We start from the raw sequence: 15,228 nt of genomic DNA on the forward strand, positions 1-15,228 counted from the left end.
CCGACAGCCTTGTCTCCGCGGCCGCCACCTGCCCGCGAAACCCGCTCCCGGGCAACGCCTGAGCCGTCACCGGTGTCGACCGTGCCCGCCTCGGCCGCGCCCGCATCCCTGTGCGGCGCGGTGCCCGAGTCCGGAGATCCCGGCGACGTGGATCGACCGGCCGACAGCTCCTGATCCCCTGCGCTGGACAGGCTCTCCGCATCGCGCGTGCCTACGCCACCCACGGCGGGCGCACCCGCCTGTCGATCGAGCGAACCGCCCGAGCCCACAGCACCCGCGGGTCCGCCATGGTCGGTCTCTCGGTTCCCCTCGTGCGCAACGGGCTTGACGGCTGGCTCGCTGGACTTGTTCGCGACACCACCACCATCCGTCGGGGTCGAGGCGTGCTCGTGTGCCGACGCTGCACCTGCCTCGTTCTGACGACCGGGCTTCGGTGCAACGGTAGATGCGGGGTCGGACGAGACTGCGCGGTGCTCGGGGGTGATGCTCGAGCCGTCCGGGTTCGTTGCCGCAGCGTGCGCCAGGGCTTCCGCGCTGGTTCGCTCGCGGTCGAAGGGGTCGGAGGCCACCGGATCAGTTTGGGGACTCGGGGCGGGCCGGCTCGAGGTGTCCTGGGCGCCGGGATCGGGGCGCAGGGACGGGATCGGGCGGCGCGGGGGGACCGTGCCCGCGGCGGCTCGGTTCGCGCCGAAAGTCGTCGAATTGGGTTGTGGGGGCGCGGTCGGGCGGCGACGGTCGGCGGGCTCGGAGCGGGACCACGGGGGTTCGCCCGCGCGGTTGCGGGCGGGTGGGGTGCGAGGGAAGGACGACTCCGGGCGGGGCGGGCTCGGGCGGGCGGGCACCGACTGAGCGGATCCCGAAGCGGCTGTGGAGCCGGGGGCCACGTCGGCGGCGACGCCGGTCGCTGTGTCGGAACCGCCCGCGCCCGACGAATCACCAGCGGGAGTACCACTCGTGCCACGGGATTCACTCGCCGCATCGAGGGAGGCACCGGCGCCCGAGTCAACGGAACCACCCACGGTGCGGGAACCGCTCGCGTTCGCACCGCTCACGGTGTCGGCAGCGATGGCATCCGCACCGGTCACGGTGCCGGCAGCGGTGGCGTCCGGACCGCTCGCCATTCCGGAAGCAGCAGCGCTCACCCCACCGGCGGTGGTGGAAGCGCCTGCGCCCGAAGCGGACTCGGTGCCGACCTCTCCGCTCGCTGCCGCCTCAGCCTCCGGGTCGCGGGTCGTGCGGCCGGGATCGAAGCGGTAGGCGGGGCGGCGGGCGGGCGGGGGCGAATCCGGCTGGCGGGGTTCGGGAGTGGGGTCGGGGGCTTTCGTCGCGGCCTCGGCGGCCGCGGTCTCCTCCGGGGAAGGGTGGATGAAGGTCTCCGGGGGAACCGGATCGCGGCGGAGCATGCGGCGATCCGGGAGGGTGCCGCGGCGGGGGCGGTGTTCATCGCGGGCCACGCGGGCCGAGGGCCAGGACTGGTCGGGATCCGCGGGGGTGCGGTCGGGTTGATCCGCCGTCCCCTGATCGCGGCGAGAACCGCGACGCGCCGAAGCGGCGGCGTCGCGGTCCCGGACCGGTGGTTCGAAATCACGTGGCATGAACAGTTACCCCGCAAGCGCTTTCGGAATGGTCGCGTGCTCCGGCAGGATCACCCCGCAGCCGAGCGAGGCTGCGAAGGCCGCCGCCTGGTAGCGGTAGCAGCGCCGGATCTTCAACCGCGACTGGGTGGACAGGTCGCGGGTAATGGCCTCGATGCGCGGCAGATCCCCGCGCAGCGGTTCGGTGATGGTCACGAGCGCACCGAATCGCGTGACGCCGTGCCCGCGCGCCTGCTCCTCCCGTGCCTGCTGGGTGGCGCCGACCCGGATGGTCGCCGCCGCCGACACCACGCCGCGCTCGCTCTGCTGAGCCACGAGCGCGTTCTTGTAGTCGTCGTCCACGATCTGCGCCGCGTCACCGGCCGAATGCGGCCGGTACACGATCGTCACGCGCTTGCGCGGCACCTCGGGATTGGGCGCGAGCAGCCGCTGCAGCACCCGCTCGTCCACGGCGCCCTCGGGCGCGGTGTCCATCTCCCAGGTGACCGAACGTCCGCCGTCGTGGATGAAGTGATCCCACCGCTCCTCGTGCGAAACCGGCCCGGCGTCGGCCCAATCCAGCCCGTGCCCACCGGCTTCGCCCGCCGCCACCTCGAGATCGGCCTGCGAGGCCGGATCGTAGGAACGCCGGATGAACGCGATGACGTCGTCGGCCGACATCGGCTGCGCGCGCACGCCCGCCTCGGCCAGCGCCGCGCAGATGCCCGGCAGCCGGCGGCCGATCTCGACCGCCTCCTCCGCCGGATTCTTGCGCCGCTCAGCGGTTGTCGCCTTGAACGTGATGGACACGCGCGGCAGCAGCTGCACCCGCTCCTGCGGCAGTTCGGTCGCCAGCTCGTACATGACCTGCTGCGCCAGATCCGGCGCCTCGGGCCGGGTGATCGCGGAAACCTCGGTGAGCAAACGGTTTCCGGTCTCGGGCACGGTGTCGATGACCGGCACCACCGCCACGATGTCGGAGGTCTGTCCCAGCGAGGCCAGGAAGGTGCCCCACGCGGACACCCACCGGTCGATCACCGGCTGATCCACGGCCTCGTGCCCCTGCGGCCAGGCGCGCAGCACCACCGTGTACTGCCCGAACTGCGGCAGGTGGATCATGCCGAAGCTGTAGCCGCCGGCGTCGATGCCCTCGTACAGCCGCGAGGGCGCCATGATCCCGGGCAGCCGGGTGACGCCACCCGGAATCCGGGAGAACCGGCCGCCGCGATACACGTGCTCGCCCTTACTGCGGCCGCGCAACCAATGGAACATCATCAATCCCGTCTCGTATCCGGAGCGTCCTCCGGTTCGCCACACCAGTGGAACCATGACGACCAGACCGACGACCGCCACGAACAGCGCCGGTTTGGGTCCCGCGATGAGCGCGGTCAGCAGCGCCCCGATCACGACCGCGAAGCCGACGACGGTCTCACCCCAGCGCAGGCCGAAAAGTCCTGCGCTGCGGGGCTTCTGCCACAGTCCGTACGAGCGGCGCTCGTAGGTGTCGGTCATGGTCATCGTGGGATGGTGCTCCTGCCGAGGTCGGGTGAACGGTTGGTCCAGCGGTCACCGGCGAGATCGCCCGCGGCCGCATCCGCCCGGTTCAACCCGGCTGTCGCGGCTCGCACCTGCGAGACCCGGTTCGCTGCTGCTCGTGCCGCGCCCGACGGTACTGCCGCACCGCCGCCCGGACCGGAAGGACTCGCGGCCGCGCCGCCGCCTCCGCCGCCACCGCGCGGCGGTAACGGCCGTCCCGCCACGCCGCCGGGACCGCCGGGCCCACCGGGGCCGCGGGGTCCGCCCCGCTGCGGTCCGACGAAGCCGGCCCGGCCGGGACCGGCAGCCACCTTCGCGCCCACGGCCCGGCTGCCGACCGCACCGATGGCGGCGACGCCGACCAGGGTGCCGGTGGTGGCGGTCAGACCCGAACCACCGCTGCCGACGATGGCCACGGCCGGGGTGGCCAGGCGCATGAGGGCGGGCAGCACGAACGCCGCGCTGCACAGCAGCACGATCGCGACCAGCATGCGCTGGGCCTGATCGGCGTCGGGCAGACCCGCGGTGGAGGTCAGCTCATCGGTGTTGCCCGCGGTGGTGAACGCGATCATGTAGACGATCGCCGCCACCGGTTTGTAGAGCATGAACGCGATGATCCAGCTGATGAGCTTGGGATAGGACCCGCGCCCGGTCGCCGTGCCCGAGGCCGCCGCCGCCAGCGGCAGCACGCCCGCCGCGACTATCAGCAACCCTTGGCGCACGATGGCGAGCACGATCTGCGCGAGCGCGCCGAGCAGGCCGACGATCGCGATGATCAGCACCAGACCGGGTGAGAACGCTTGCAGTTTCGACGTTTTCACCATGAGTTCGGCGATGTTGCGCGCCTGCCCGTCGGTGGAATCCTGAATCACCCACTCGGAGAACTTGTCCGAGGCCTGGGTGGCCGCCACGATCACCGCGCCGAGCATCCAGGAACTGAAGATGACCCGCGCGTACATGCGGAAGGATTCGGCCGCCTCACTGACAGCGGCCCCTCGTCTGGCTTCCGCCAGTTTGGCGCCGGATAGGATCACCGACACCATCAAGAGCAATATCTGCGCTTGATACGTGTAGTCGTTTATCTTGCTGAACAATGTTCCGGCGTCGCTGACCCGTTCGTTGGGCAGCTTCATCCAGAACGTCAGCGCGAGTATCAGCGCCTCGCCCAGACCGCTCATGAGCGAGTCGACCACCTTGCCGAAGGTGGAGTCCCACGCCTTGTCCCGGACGGTGTCCGCGGCGTCGACGGGATGGGTGGCGACGTTGCCGGCCTTGCACGCGGCCGAGGCCGCGTCACCGAGGGTGAGACCGGGAATACCGAGACCGTCGAGCGAATCGTGTAACTGGTTGCACGCCTCGTCGAAACCGTAGTTCTGTCCGTACGCCACCGTCGGTGTAGCGATCATGACGGTGAACACGACCGCGAGGATCGTCAGGATGCGCCTCAGCATGTGGTCCGCCCCTTCGTGGGTCGAGTTGCCACTTCATTCACCATTCGTTCATCACCACCGCGTCCATCCCGCGAGGGAATCGACGTATTCCGTCTGCGAGGACTTCGAAGCCGACGGTTTGAGGCGCCAGTCACCGGCGTCCCACACCATGATCAGGCGTACCGCCGCCCACAATTGCCGGTTGTCGACGACGGGACCGCGCGCGGCCAGGCGCACGATGGCCATGTCGTCGGCGTAGTTCTCCACCTGGAAGCCGTCCGAGGCCACCAGGTAGCGGGTCACCCGCTCCGGCTGCTGTTTCGGTAACCGCTGATCGGCCAGGGCCTGGTCGTAGGCGGCCACCTGCTGTGCCGACACCCGCACCTGCCGCACGTAGAGCTCGCGGTCGGCGGGACGGGCGTTGAGCCGGTAGGTGATCTGCGCCGCGGCCAGCACGGCGCCCTGCGGCGTGTGCGAATAGCCGACGGCCAAACCGTTTTCGAGCCGGGCCGGACCGTCGGAGGTGGAGAATGGCACCGAAGCGCCGAAAACCCGCTGCCAGCCGTGCGGTTCGGTGATACCGTGCGGCAGTCCGGTCAGCCAGTCCTTATCCGCGGGCTTGCGCTGCTTGCCCGGTTCCTGGGAGAGTGGCTGCCCCGCCGAATTGTTGGGTATGTCGACCCGGCGGCCGAACAGATCCACTTCGGGCGCGGCGAATCCCGTCGCACCCGCATCACCCGCGATGGGTGTCGTTCCCTCGGCCTTCGTACTCGACGGGGTGTCGTCGCGGCCGATGTAGACCACGACGCCGACGATGACGATCAACGTCACCACGGCCGCCGAGACGATGACGCCGAACGAGATCCGGTCGCGCTCGGGCGACTCCTTCTCGCTCATTGCGGCGCCTCCAAAGTCTGTATGTCACTGGACAATTGAGCTAACTAAGAACTTTAGGTCGGCAAGAGGGCGAGCGCGATCCCACTGGCCGAACTCGCCATGATCGCACCCATCAGGCTCACCACGACCCCGTGCGTCGCGTCGTTCGCCGCGAGATCGTCGCGGAACGCGTACCACAGCTTGCCCGCGGACAGGATCATCCAGGCCAGGCATAACAGCAGTACGCACCACAGCAGCCAGTCGATCAACTGCATCATCGGCCGCAACACGTCTGCGGGCATCTGCTTGTAGGCCAGCAGGGCCACTGTGGCGGACATTAGGTGATCACTGCGTTCATGATCGTTCCAGCACTGGTGGCGATGATGCCGCCGATCATCGCGCCCGCCACCATCTTCGGCGACTCCAAACCGCCTCCTGTCCACTTCTCCCAGGCGAAGCGACCACCCGCGTAGGTGATCCCCAAGACTCCCGACAACAGAACGAACCAGGTGAAGTACCGAACCAGCTTCAACAACTTGTCCGACGCGGGCGGCGCCTCGGGGGTCGGATTACCGACCTGGGCGAGGATGGAACCGTAGGCGTCGTGCACTGCGAGGAGCATGCTCATTGTCTGTCCTTCTCCAAAAGCGAACTGCTAGTTACAATCTCGCCGATGATCGGCCCTCGTGCACGGCCGGCCCCGGCAACTCCTTCGGACAATCGCTCCCGCACCCCGGTGGGCGGGGATAAAAACGTTGGTGCGCAAAGCTTTCCACTCGGCACAATGATCACTCCCCGGCGTCCGGCGGATCGGACCGGGGGGCGGCAGGGGCGTCGAGGGCGTCCTGCACGGCCGCCACGATTCCCGCGCCGAGCTCACGGACGTCGGGCATGACCTCTTCCAGCGCATCGGTTTTGCGCCGGCGCTGCTGCTGCGGCACCGCGTCGCCGGGCGACCAGATCGGCAGCTGATCGGGCTCGACGAGCGTCCACTCCTCGTGCCACTGCACCTGCCACACCTCGCCCGCGAGCGAGCCGACCACGTCGCGATAGCGCCTGATCTCGGCCGGGATTCGGCCCGGCCGGGCCGCGACGGTCACCAGGCCGAGCACCTCGCACGAACCGGCCAGGCCCGCGTGGTGCTGGCGCAGCAGGTCGTGCGCGCGGGTCAGTCCGGAGATGGTCTCGCGGGCGACGAGCACGACGAAGGGTGATTCCCGGTCGAAGCCGCCCGGCCAGCGCCGGTACGAATCCGCCGCCGGCGCAAGCACATGCGCGAGGGTGCTCGCCCCCGCGCCGCCGTGCACGCCGAGCAGCCACACCAGTGGCGCTCGACCTGCTCCGGGTACGGGACGGTCCCAGATGGGTGCGCGGCGGGTCTCCGGCGGCGGCACCACTCCGGCCGCCATAGCGGTCTCGGAGGAAGATCGACGTTCCTTCATGGCTGCGGTCATGATGCCACTCCAGCAAGCAGGCGGCGATACGCACGGCGTGTCTCGGCGGCCAGGTTGCTGTGCCGCACCAACTCCCCGCGCGCGAGGTGCGGGTCATAGGGTATCTCACGGATATCGCGCACCCAGCCGTCCAGATGCTCTCGCAAATGGTCAGCGATTCGAGAGTCGACGCCCGGCAACTGGTGGGACACAACGATCGTGGTATCCCCCACAATTCCGGCGCCCTGACCCTCGCCCTGGCCGCTGAACTGGTCGTCGAGCCACTCCAGGGTGACGCGCAGCCGGTTGGCGGCGTCCACGCGAGCCGGAATGGCAAGGACCAGTGCGATATCGCCGTCCTCGAGCAGCGGGCGCAGGTGCCGTCCGGCGATCGGATTGCCGCCGTCGTATACGGGGGTGTATCCGGAGTCGCCGATGGCGCGCGCGACCGTGAGGTAGGTGGCGCGCCTGCGCAGCGGTTCGGGATCGCGCCACAGCAACCCGATTCCGGACGTGGCGCGGGACAGGCACTCCTTGAGCGGCGCCGGTTCGTCGTCACCGCGGCCGTAGAGCCACGATTGCAGGCTGATGGGGCTGAGATGCTCGTCCGCGCCCCGCAGCGCCAGATCGCTACCGGCGTGGGTCGCGTCCACCGCGACGACCTGTGCGCCCGCCGCGCCGACCTCGCCGGCGATGCCGAGCGCGGTGGTCGTCGTGCCCGCGCCGCCGCAGCCGCCGACCACCAGGATCGAGCGTTGCGCGGGGCCCGGTTCGCCGGAATCGCCACGGCGCTTGCGCAATCGAACCACCGGAGCCTTGGAACGCGCGGGATCGCTCGACGACTCCCCCTCGTCGGGGACCTCGTCGAGCCAACGGCTCCAGTCCTGATCCATCTGTCTCAGCTCTCCTCTTATCCGGCCGGGATGCCCGCGGGGATATGGTCGCCGATGACCAAGGTGTCCGTCATCTCGTTGTACGCCGCCATGCGGGCGCTCGGACCGGAACGGTCATCCTCTTCGAGTGTGCCGACGGATTGCGAAGTGTCACGGGAAGATTTGAGCGTATGTAGAGCTAACCCTCCGGCTACGGCTAGCAACAGAATGGCAACAACGAGGATCGCGACGGCGATGATCCGCCTGCGCACGAAGTGCGGCGCGGTGGGTGGCGGAGCGTCCGCGACGGCGTCCAGCAGCGCGGACGCGGTGTCGGCGGGCTCACGCTCGGTGTATTCACCGCTCTCGGAGGGGAACTCCACCACGGTGGATTCGCGGTAGCGCAGTTTCGGTGTGTACGAAGCGGTTTCACGATCGGTCATCCAGTCCGACCAGGCGCCCGCGAAGTGACTGCGGCGCAGGATCGACTCGGGCACCGGCGGGATCACCAGTTCGGCTTCGGCGTCACTGATGTAGTGCGGGAACCGCGCGGGGCCGTCCTCGTCGCCGAATACGGTGTCGCCCTGAGCATCGGTGAGCACCGCGCCGTCGGCGCCGGGCTCGAGACTGGGGTACCAGCGCGAAACTTTTTTGTACGACTTCAACATTGCGCGCGTACCCGCTGCGTCGGGCGCGTCGTGCTGCATCGTCGGACCCTCTCGGCGATCGGTCGTGACGGACGTCGGGCGTCGTCGGTATCGAGCTACGGCCCGTTGGTGCCACGGTCGATCTCTGTACTGCGGCAGTACGGTCCCAATCGGAAATTCTCTCGTATGTACAGAATTCCAACGACTCGACGCGCCGAGGACGCTCCTTGTAATCCGCGCGCGTACGCGATAGCAGGCTCCCCGGCTCCGTGTGCACACCACGCCGGGGACCCGCCCGGCACCCGCGTCACACGAGAATCTACATTCACAAGACAAGCAATTTGGAGGTTTTGTGAAGACAGCAGACATCGCCGCGGTCGTGACCGGCGGCGCCTCGGGACTCGGCCTTGCCACTGTGCGCGAACTGCACTCGGCGGGCGCGAAGGTCGTTATCCTCGACCTTCCTTCGTCCGAGGGCAAGGCTGTGGCCGACGAACTCGGTGAGCGCGTGGTGTTCTCGCCCGGCGACGTGACGAGCGAGGAGGACGTGACCGCCGCGCTCGACGCCGCCGAGCAGCTGGGCACCCTGCGTATCGCCGTGAACTGCGCCGGAATCGGCAATGCGATCAAGACGGTCGGCAAGCAGGGCGCGTTCCCGCTCGACTCGTTCAAGAAGATCATCAACGTGAACCTGATCGGCACGTTCAACGTGATCCGCCTGGCGGCCGAGCGCATCGCGGCCACCGAGGAGGCCGACGGCGAGCGCGGCGTCATCGTCAACACCGCTTCCGTCGCGGCGTTCGACGGTCAGATCGGTCAAGCGGCCTATTCGGCGTCCAAGGGCGGCATCGTCGGCCTGACCCTCCCGGTCGCGCGCGACCTGGCCCCGCTCAAGATTCGCGTGGTGACCATCGCCCCGGGCCTGTTCCACACGCCCCTTTTCGCCACCCTGCCCGATTCCGCCATCGCGGCGCTGGGCGCGCAGGTGCCGCACCCGGCCCGCCTCGGCGATCCGTCCGAGTACGGCTCCCTGGTGCGCCACATCGTGGAGAACCCGATGCTGAACGGCGAGACCATCCGCCTGGACGGCGCCATCCGCATGGCCCCGCGCTAGTCAGGCGGGTCGCACCCCCCTGAAACGCGAAACCGGCCGGGAGCCACAAGCTCTCGGCCGGTTTCGCGGTTCGGGCTCAGCCGAAGTGGCACACGTAGTGCACGGGCTCGGCGACCTCGATCCGGAACGAGCTGTTCCCCGGCACCGAGAAGGACTCGCCGCCCTTGTAGACCACGCCCTCGGTCTCCCCCGCGAGGGTCACCTTGGCCTCACCCTCGATGAGTTCCATGATCTCCGGCGCCCCGGTGTTGAACGTCAGCGTGGCCGGCAGGATGACCCCGACCGACTTGCTGGTGCCGTCGGCCAACTCGATGTTGTGGCTGACGCACTTGCCGTCGAAGTAGACGTTCGCCTTCTTCGTGACGCTGACATTCTCGAACGCGGTCATGAACTCTCCTGGTCGTGAACTCGGACAACGGTCGGTCAGCCTACCGGGGACACACCGAACAACTCGGCACCGGTGTACGGACCGCCGGTCAGCTCGTTCAGCGCGGTCACGATGCGCCGCTCCTCCCAGCGGAAGTGGGACTCCATGATCGCCGCCAGGCCGGCCAGCTCGCCCCGCACCGCGCCGACGTTGCCGGGAGTCAGGGTGTCCAGGAGCTCCTTCAACCGGGTCAGGATGCCGGTGATCAGGCGGTGGTCGTCGCGCAGGCCGGCCAGAACCGGCTCCAGCTCGGGGAACCGGCGGGCCAGGGCGGGGAAGGCCGTGGCGTCCTCGCTCGTATGGTGGTCGGTCAGGGCCGTACAGAACGCCAGGCAGTGGGTGCGCAGGTCCGCGGGGCGGTCCGCGCCCGCGGCGTAGGAGTCGAGTTCGCCGGTCAGTCGCCGCAGATCGGCCCGCAGCCGGTCGTGTACACGCACCAGCTCGCGGCCGAAGGCGACCGCCCGATCACCGGGAGCCTCTGCTCGGGAGACGTCCACCGCGGGCTGTGAATCATCAAGGGACATAACATGATCCTTCGGTCGAGGGCAGCCTAGCCAGCGCAGCCGGTAGCTGGAGGGTTTTCTGCCACGGGGTGGGTCCGCCCGGCACACGCTCCCGGGCGGCACCTCAGCGCTGTGACGCGGCGGCCCGCGCCGGGCTGACCAGCGCCGCCGCTGCCACGGTGAAGAACAGGGTCAGGGCGAAGAAGGGGCGGTAGGTGCCGGTCTGGGCGTGGATCAGGGTCGCCGCGGCGAGGCCGGTGGCCGCGGACAGCTGGTGGATCACCCAGGCCGGGGACAGGGTGCGGCCCATGCGGGCGGGGTCCAGGCCGCGGGAGAGCACGGCCATCGTCAGGGGGATCACGGGGAACGACGCGATGCCGAACAGGATCGCCACGGGGATCAGGATCTCGGGGCCGGGGACGAACACGGCCAGGGCGAGGGCCGACGCGCGCACCAGATACAGGGTGCGGAGCAGGTTTTCGGGGCGATGTCGGCCGAGCAGGCGCACCATCGCGGCGGAGGTCAGACCGGCGGCGAGGGCTGCCAGGGCGACCAGCCTGCCGGCGGACGCGACCGACCAGCCCGACTCGGCGGCGTGTGCGGGCAGCATGAGCACGAACACGTACAGGGTCGCGGCGTGTAACCCGAACGAGACCAACACCTTTCCGCGCCCGGCGAGCGATTCCGCTTGTCCGGCAGGGCCCTTCGCGCGTTCGTCGGCGGGCAGCGCGAACCACAGCACCGCGGTCGCGGCGACCCCGGCGGCGCCGAGCAACGCGAAGGCCCCGCGCACGCCGGCCGGTTCGAACAGCGCCGTCGCCGCCCACGGGGTGAGCAGCTGCCCGAGGTTGATGCCCAGCGCCGCCCGCGCGAGCGCCGGTCCCGCCTGATCCCCCTGTGCCCGCCCGATGAGCGTGGTGACCGCGAGGGTGGACGAGGCGGCGAACCCCAGCCCGCCCAGCAGCATGTATGCCGTGACGAATTGCCAGGTCTCCCGGACCACGGACAACACGAGATAGCTGCTGGAGATCAAGCTCAGCCCGCCGACCAACACGGCCTTCGCGCCCACGACGTCCAGCAGCCACCCCACCGGTTTCTGCGCCGCCCCGGTCACGAGCGTGCTGAACGCCGCCGCCCCGGCCAGGACACTCGCACTCACCCCGTACGCGGCCGCCGCGGGCGCGAAGAACACCCCCATCCCGAAGTTCAAGCCGAAGGACACGGTCATGGCCGCCAACCCCGCCCAGGCAAGCTTCACCCCGGCGACTTTCGCCCGGCCACCGGCCGCAGCCGCGCCCGAGACACCCGCTTCTGCCACCTGGCGACCGCGCCCCGGGGCCGGGCTCGTCACGGCGGACGCGGCAAGGCCCGGAACGACGTCGGTTATCGCGACGCGGGGCGCGCCGGCAACGCTCGATCCCTGGTTCATCCCTCTTGTTCCTTCCGGGTCGTCACGTCCGCGCGCAGGCGGGCGTTCTCGTGTTCCAGTTCGGTGATGCGGTCGCGCAGGGACTGGACGGCCTCGAGGACCTCCTCGCGGGGGTAGAGCTCGGGGATGTGCTGGCGGCAGTTCCAGTCGAACGCCTCGACCTCGATCAGGACGGCCCGTTCCACCGGGACCGTCGTGCCGGGGAGGGTCAGGGACGCCATCAGGGCCGGATCGTCCTCCGCCTCAACCACTCTGGCGTGGCCGAAGATCTTCATGCGGGCCTTGGCGGCGTAGTCCATCAGGAACAGGGCCACGCGGTCGTCGTGGTCGAGGTTGCCGCGGCTGATGTACTGCTTGTTGCCGCGGAAGTCGGCGAAGGCGAGGGTGTGGGGGTCCAGGACCTTCAGGAACCCGCGCGGGCCGCCCCGGTGCTGGATGTAGGGCCAGCCGGTCTCGCTCACCGTGGACATGTAGAAGCTGTCGCGCTCTCCGATGAACCAGGCCTCGTCCTGCCCGATCGCGTCCGCGACCTCGGGCACCGCCGCCATCCGTTCGTAGCCGCGCAGGCTGCCGTGTTTGCGCTGATGCTCCCGGACCGCGGGGGTGAACGCCACCTGCGCGTAGTGCCCGGTCATGATCGAGACACCGATGCGGCTATATAACCAGTCATATCAACTTGAACAGTTACATCGACCGGTGGATTCCCGACCCGGTCGAGAAATCTCGAGCGGTCCGCCGACGTCACCGCGACCACGGCACAGAACGACAGCGCGGCACCCGCTCCGGAGAGCGGATGCCGCGCTGGGACTTTCGGGTTGTCAGGCCGCGGACGTCACGCGATAGACGTCGTAGACGCCCTCCACGTTGCGCACCACGTTCAGCAGATGACCCAGGTGCTTGGGATCGCCCATCTCGAACGTGAACTTCGAAATCGCCACGCGGTCACCGGAAGTGGTGACCGCCGCGGACAGGATGTTCACCTTCTCGTCGGCGAGCACCTTGGTCACGTCCGACAGCAACCGGGTGCGATCGAGCGCCTCGATCTGAATCGCGACCAGGAACACCGAGGACGGCGACGGCGCCCATTTGACCTCGATGATCCGCTCCGGCTCGGACCGCAGCGAATCGGCGTTGGTGCAGTCGGTGCGATGCACGCTGACCGCCCCGCCGCGCGTCACGAAGCCCATGATCTCGTCGCCCGGCACCGGGGTGCAGCACTTGGCGAGCTTGGAGACGGTTCCGGGCGCACCCGGGATCTCCACGCCCGCGTCCCCGGTGAGCCGCTGACGCGCGGGCACCGTCGACGGCGTGGACCGTTCGGCGAGCTCGTTCTCCACGTCGCTGACCCCGCCGAGCTGGGCCATGAGCCGCTGCACGACGTGATGCGCCGACACCTGGTTCTCACCGACCGCGGCGTACAGCGCCGAGATGTCGGTGTAGTGCAGCTCGTGCGCGAGCGAGGACATCGCGTCCGCGCTCATGAGGCGCTGCAGCGGCAGACCCGAGCGCCGGACCTCCTTGGAGATCTGGTCCTTACCGGCCTCGAGCGCCTCCTCACGGCGTTCCTTGGCGAACCACTGCCGGATCTTGGCCTTGGCCCGCGGCGACACCACGAAGTTCGACCAGTCCCGCGAGGGCCCGGCGTTCTGCGCCTTGGAGGTGAAGATCTCGACGACCTCACCGTTCTCCAGCTGCCGCTCCAGCGCGACGAGCCGCCCGTTGACACGCGCGCCGATGCAGCGGTGCCCGACCTCGGTGTGCACGGCGTACGCGAAGTCCACCGGGGTCGACTTCTGCGGCAGCGTGATCACGTCGCCCTTGGGCGTGAACACGAAGATCTCCGGCGACTTCAGGTCGAAGCGCAGCGACTCCAGGAACTCGGCCGGGTCCGCGGCCTCCCGCTGCCAGTCCAGCAGCTGGCGCATCCACGCCATGTCATCGACCTCGGTCGAATCATTGGAGTGCTTGCCCTTGGTCTCCTTGTACCGCCAGTGCGCGGCGATGCCGAACTCGGCGGTCCGGTGCATGTCCTGGGTGCGGATCTGCACCTCGAGGGGCTTGCCGTCCGGCCCGACGACGGTGGTGTGCAACGACTGGTACACCCCGTACCGCGGCTGGGCGATGTAGTCCTTGAACCGCCCGGCCATGGGCTGCCACAGCGAATGCACAACGCCCACAGCGGCATAGCAGTCACGCACCTCGTCGCACAGGATGCGGATGCCCACCAGGTCGTGGATGTCGTCGAAGTCCTTACCCTTGACGATCATCTTCTGGTAGATCGACCAGTAGTGCTTGGGCCTGCCCTCGACGATGGCGCTGATGCGGCTGGCGGCGAGGGTGTTGACGATCTCGTCCCGAACCTTGGCCAGGTACGTGTCACGTGAGGGTGCGCGGTCCGCGACCAGGCGCACGATCTCGTCGTACTTCTTGGGGTGCAGGATCGCGAACGCGAGGTCCTCGAGCTCCCATTTGACCGTCGCCATACCCAGGCGATGCGCCAGCGGAGCGATGACCTCGAGCGTCTCGCGCGCCTTCTTGGCCTGCTTCTCCGGCGGCAGGAAGCGCATGGTGCGCATGTTGTGCAGCCGGTCGGCGACCTTGATCACCAGCACGCGCGGGTCCCGCGCCATGGCGATGATCATCTTGCGGATGGTCTCGGCCTCCGCGGCGGCGCCCAGGTTGACCTTGTCCAGCTTGGTGACGCCGTCCACCAGGTGGGCGATCTCGGTGCCGAACTCGTTGGTCAGGTCCTCGAGCGCGTAGCCGGTGTCCTCGACGGTGTCGTGCAGCAGCGCGGCGACCAGCGTGGTGGTGTCCATCCCGAGCTCGGCGAGGATGTTCGCCACCGCGAGCGGATGGGTGATGTACGGGTCGCCCGACTTACGGAACTGGTGCTGGTGCTTCTCGTCCGCGACGTCGAAAGCTCTTTGCAGCAGAGCGAGATTCGCCTTCGGGTACAGCTCGCGGTGCACGGTGGCGAGCGGCTCGAGCACCGGTTTCACCGCGGCGATGCCACGCTGGCCCGTCATGCGGCGCGCCAGGCGCGCACGCACCCGGCGCGAGGCGGAGGTGGGCACGGCGGCGGAAGCGGGACGCGCGGCGCCGGACGCCGGGGTGGCCGGCTCGCCGTTCTCCGATTGCCCGGCGTTCGCCTTCTCCAGATTCTGTGTCATGCCACCACCTCTCCCGGCCTCGATCGGCTCAACCTACCGGACCGTCCAACCACGTAGACCACCCACTTTAGTCCTGGAAACGTTCCGAGACCGGAACGGCGAATCACGCCCTCCCGGACCCGTCCGGAGCGTTGAACCTTACTCGCATCCGCACCGTGTTCGGCGCGGCATTGCGTCCGGATTGCTCCGATCTCCATTTCGGGTCGATCCCCCG

General features: G+C 69.1%; 14 protein-coding genes. 1 reads left to right on the plus strand and 13 read right to left on the minus strand.

What is annotated here, in order from left to right; translation table 11 throughout:
- Window positions 1-1,601: 1,601 nt before the first annotated feature.
- From ACWDOP_RS10750 to ACWDOP_RS10785, 8 genes are all read right to left on the minus strand, one after another.
- Window positions 1,602-3,092, minus strand: a complete 1,491-nt coding sequence (locus ACWDOP_RS10750; protein WP_454202880.1) for an SCO6880 family protein — start codon at window positions 3,090-3,092, stop codon at window positions 1,602-1,604.
- The gene (locus tag ACWDOP_RS10755; protein ID WP_454202879.1) at window positions 3,089-4,561 is read right to left on the minus strand and encodes a hypothetical protein; all 1,473 of its coding nucleotides are present in this window, start codon (window positions 4,559-4,561) and stop codon (window positions 3,089-3,091) included. The genes ACWDOP_RS10750 and ACWDOP_RS10755 overlap by 4 nt, the downstream gene beginning before the upstream one ends.
- A 51-nt stretch (window positions 4,562-4,612) precedes the next feature.
- Window positions 4,613-5,437 carry a hypothetical protein gene (locus tag ACWDOP_RS10760; RefSeq protein WP_456344855.1) on the minus strand — a complete coding sequence of 275 codons (825 nt, stop codon included), beginning with the start codon at window positions 5,435-5,437 and terminating at the stop codon, window positions 4,613-4,615.
- Window positions 5,438-5,490: 53 nt separating this feature from the next.
- Window positions 5,491-5,742: a hypothetical protein gene (locus tag ACWDOP_RS10765; RefSeq protein ID WP_454202877.1), complete on the minus strand. Its 252-nt coding sequence runs from the start codon at window positions 5,740-5,742 to the stop codon at window positions 5,491-5,493.
- 11 nt (window positions 5,743-5,753) lie between these two features.
- On the minus strand, window positions 5,754-6,044 hold the full coding sequence (locus ACWDOP_RS10770) for a hypothetical protein (RefSeq protein ID WP_354986899.1): 291 nt from the start codon (window positions 6,042-6,044) through the stop codon (window positions 5,754-5,756).
- A gap of 160 nt (window positions 6,045-6,204) precedes the next feature.
- Entirely contained in the window at window positions 6,205-6,870 is a 666-nt protein-coding gene (locus tag ACWDOP_RS10775) for a hypothetical protein (protein WP_454202876.1), read from the minus strand.
- A complete protein-coding gene (locus tag ACWDOP_RS10780; protein WP_456344856.1) occupies window positions 6,867-7,742 on the minus strand; it encodes a MinD/ParA family ATP-binding protein in 876 nt (291 codons plus the stop codon). The genes ACWDOP_RS10775 and ACWDOP_RS10780 overlap by 4 nt, the downstream gene beginning before the upstream one ends.
- A gap of 17 nt (window positions 7,743-7,759) precedes the next feature.
- Window positions 7,760-8,428 carry a hypothetical protein gene (locus tag ACWDOP_RS10785; RefSeq protein WP_456344857.1) on the minus strand — a complete coding sequence of 223 codons (669 nt, stop codon included), beginning with the start codon at window positions 8,426-8,428 and terminating at the stop codon, window positions 7,760-7,762.
- Window positions 8,429-8,720: 292 nt separating this feature from the next.
- Between ACWDOP_RS10785 and ACWDOP_RS10790 the strand changes: the two genes are divergently transcribed.
- Entirely contained in the window at window positions 8,721-9,482 is a 762-nt protein-coding gene (locus ACWDOP_RS10790; RefSeq protein WP_454202873.1) for a 3-hydroxyacyl-CoA dehydrogenase, read from the plus strand.
- A gap of 76 nt (window positions 9,483-9,558) precedes the next feature.
- Here ACWDOP_RS10790 and ppnP read toward each other — a convergent pair whose 3' ends face one another.
- From ppnP to ACWDOP_RS10815, 5 genes are all read right to left on the minus strand, one after another.
- Entirely contained in the window at window positions 9,559-9,870 is a 312-nt protein-coding gene (gene ppnP, locus ACWDOP_RS10795; protein ID WP_456344858.1) for a pyrimidine/purine nucleoside phosphorylase, read from the minus strand.
- A gap of 35 nt (window positions 9,871-9,905) precedes the next feature.
- Window positions 9,906-10,433: a hemerythrin domain-containing protein gene (locus ACWDOP_RS10800; protein WP_456344859.1), complete on the minus strand. Its 528-nt coding sequence runs from the start codon at window positions 10,431-10,433 to the stop codon at window positions 9,906-9,908.
- A 103-nt stretch (window positions 10,434-10,536) separates the two neighbouring features.
- On the minus strand, window positions 10,537-11,841 hold the full coding sequence (locus tag ACWDOP_RS10805; protein ID WP_456344860.1) for an MFS transporter: 1,305 nt from the start codon (window positions 11,839-11,841) through the stop codon (window positions 10,537-10,539).
- Entirely contained in the window at window positions 11,838-12,476 is a 639-nt protein-coding gene (locus ACWDOP_RS10810) for a pyridoxamine 5'-phosphate oxidase family protein (protein ID WP_456344861.1), read from the minus strand. The genes ACWDOP_RS10805 and ACWDOP_RS10810 overlap by 4 nt, the downstream gene beginning before the upstream one ends.
- Before the next feature lie 183 nt (window positions 12,477-12,659).
- Window positions 12,660-15,014: a RelA/SpoT family protein gene (locus ACWDOP_RS10815; protein ID WP_454202869.1), complete on the minus strand. Its 2,355-nt coding sequence runs from the start codon at window positions 15,012-15,014 to the stop codon at window positions 12,660-12,662.
- Window positions 15,015-15,228: the final 214 nt, after the last annotated feature.

The organism is Nocardia sp. NPDC003693 (assembly GCF_053981095.1).